2 protein-coding genes are annotated in these 2,280 nt (G+C 69.1%); both read left to right on the top strand.

Annotated elements, in window-relative coordinates:
* Positions 1-538: 538 nt before the first annotated feature.
* Complete coding sequence (locus WA805_RS09780; protein WP_425242178.1) at positions 539-1,003, top strand: MarR family winged helix-turn-helix transcriptional regulator; 465 nt, start codon at positions 539-541, stop codon at positions 1,001-1,003.
* A gap of 56 nt (positions 1,004-1,059) precedes the next feature.
* The coding region (locus WA805_RS09775) for an MFS transporter (protein WP_425242177.1) at positions 1,060-2,280 on the top strand (1,221 nt) is incomplete at its 3' end.

Below are 2,280 nucleotides of genomic sequence, written 5' to 3'. Positions count from 1 at the left end.
CCGGCCAACCCCCGATCCCCGGACAAGGTCGGACAGTTCCACAGGGTTGGCGACCATGCGCACCGAAGCGCACCTTGTGCACGGCGTGACCATCTGTGACCGGGCACTTAGCCGCAGAAATGGTTATTTCGTGCGCAAGGTGAACGGGAGTGACCCCTGCTACTGAATGGGCAGTGCTCGGATCACGTCTGCTCCGGGCGATCACGCCCTACAGACGTTGAAAGGCGTGGGTCTACGGCGGCCGGGGGGCCCCGGCGAGGACCTCAGCCGCGGCGCTCAGCATGATCACGAAGAAAAATCGTCCTATGCGCGCGATTTTCTTTCGTGATCATGAAATCAGCGGGCTCGAGCCGGCCGGCGCGGACCCGCTGACGGTGGGCGTGCGAGCCGCGGGGCGGGCGGGGCCGGGGAGGACTCCGCGGCTCTGTCGCTGAGCCGTCCCGCAAGGGCAGCCAAAGACCTCAGCGCTGCAAACCCTGCAAGTCGAGGAGCGTCGGGTGGCGGGCAGAGATACATAAGGATGTGATATAAATGTCTTATGGAAAATTCTAGGGACGCCGCCGTCGACAGGCTGGCCGCTGACCTGGCCGCGGGGCTTGAGCGGGTCGTCAGCCTGCTCCGTGCGCTGAGCCAGCCGAGCGGGCTGTCCATGACCTCGGTCGCCACGCTGGCCACCCTCGAACGCCAGGGGCCGCGGCGCCTCACGGCGCTCGCGGCCCTGGCGGGCGTGACCCAGCCCGCGATGACACAGCTGATCAGCCGACTCGAGGACGATGGACTGGTGCGCCGCGAGGCCGACGTAGCAGACGGGCGTGTCGTCCAGGTGCGCATCACCGACGAGGGGCGGGCGACGCTGGCGCGCCGCCGTGCCGGGCGCGCCGCGAAGCTGGCCGTCATCCTCACCCAGCTCAGCCCGGAGTACCAGGCCGCGCTCGCCGCGGCGGTGCCGGCGCTAGATGCCCTGGCCGCCGCGCGCCGCGACGAGCAGCCGGCGCTCGCCTAACCTCCCGCCGGGCGTCCCGGCATCTCGCAAATTCCAGAACGGAGCACAGTTCACCAATGAGTGGCGCCCGCCCGGGCTCGACAGCGAGCCCGTTCAAGCAGCCGAAAGCCGTGTTCGCCGTCGCGTTCGCCTGCGTGGTGTCCTTCATGGGCATCGGCCTCGTCGACCCGATCCTGCCCGCGATCTCCAACCAGCTGCACGCCTCGCCTAGCGAGGTCACGCTGCTGTTCACCAGCTACCTGGTCGTCACCGCCGTGGCGATGCTGATCACCAACTGGGTGTCCAGCAGGATCGGCGCCAAGCGGACGCTGATCGCCGGGCTGATCCTGATCGTGGTTTTCGCCGGGCTGGCGGGCGCCTCCGGCTCGCTCGGCGACATTATCGGGTTCCGGGCAGGCTGGGGCGTCGGGAACGCGCTGTTCATCGCGACCTCGCTGGCCGTCATCGTCGCGTCGGCCAGCGGCGGCTTCGCCGGCGCCATCGTGCTCTACGAAACCGCGCTCGGCCTCGGCATCGCGGTCGGCCCGCTGCTCGGCGGGACGCTCGGCGAGATCAGCTGGCGCGGGCCGTTCTTCGGCGTGTCGGTGCTGATGGCGATCGCGCTGATCGCCACCGTCGTGCTCGTCGAGCCCACCCCCAAACCGGCGCAGAAGACCAGCCTGTCCGCGCCGTTCAAGGCGCTGCGGCACCGCGGGCTGCTGATCATGGCGCTGACCGCGCTCTGCTACAACTGGGGCTTCTTCACGATCCTCGGGTACGCCCCGTTCCCGATGGACCTGAGCCCGATCAAGCTCGGCCTGGTCTTCTGCGGGTGGGGCATCCTCGTCGCGATCTTCGCCGTCTTCGGCGCGCCGCGGCTGCAGGAGCGGCTCGGCATCGCCAGGACCATGTACGCCAACCTCTTCGTGTTCGCGCTGATCATCCTGGGCATCGCGATCTGGACGCTGGACCGGCCCGTGCTGATCGTGCTCACGATCGTGTCGGGGATCTTCTGCGGGGTGAACAACACGGTCACCACCCAGGCCGTGATGACCGTGTCCCCGGTGGAACGCCCCGTCGCATCCGCCGCCTACAGCTTCGTGCGGTTCATCGGCGGCGGCCTGGCCCCGTATGCCGCTGGCCGGCTCGTCATCGCCGTGAACATCCACTTCCCGTTCTATCTCGGCGCCGGGGCCGTGCTGCTCGGCATCGTGATCCTGAGCACCGGCCACAAGCTGCTGGCGGAGGCCGAGCGCGTCCAGGCCGAGGACGTCAAGGCGGCCGCCGCCCCCGCGGCC

This window comes from Trebonia sp. (assembly GCF_049794275.1).
Taxonomy (GTDB): Bacteria; Actinomycetota; Actinomycetes; order Streptosporangiales; family Streptosporangiaceae; genus Trebonia.
Note: the sequence above shows the minus strand (reverse complement) of the source record. Positions and strands in the feature narration are given on the sequence as shown.

What these genes read in the sequence shown, in the direction of transcription:
- WA805_RS09780 (WP_425242178.1), top strand. Translation starts at nt 539, where the DNA reads ATGGAAAATTCTAGGGACGCCGCCGTCGACAGGCTGGCCGCTGACCTG.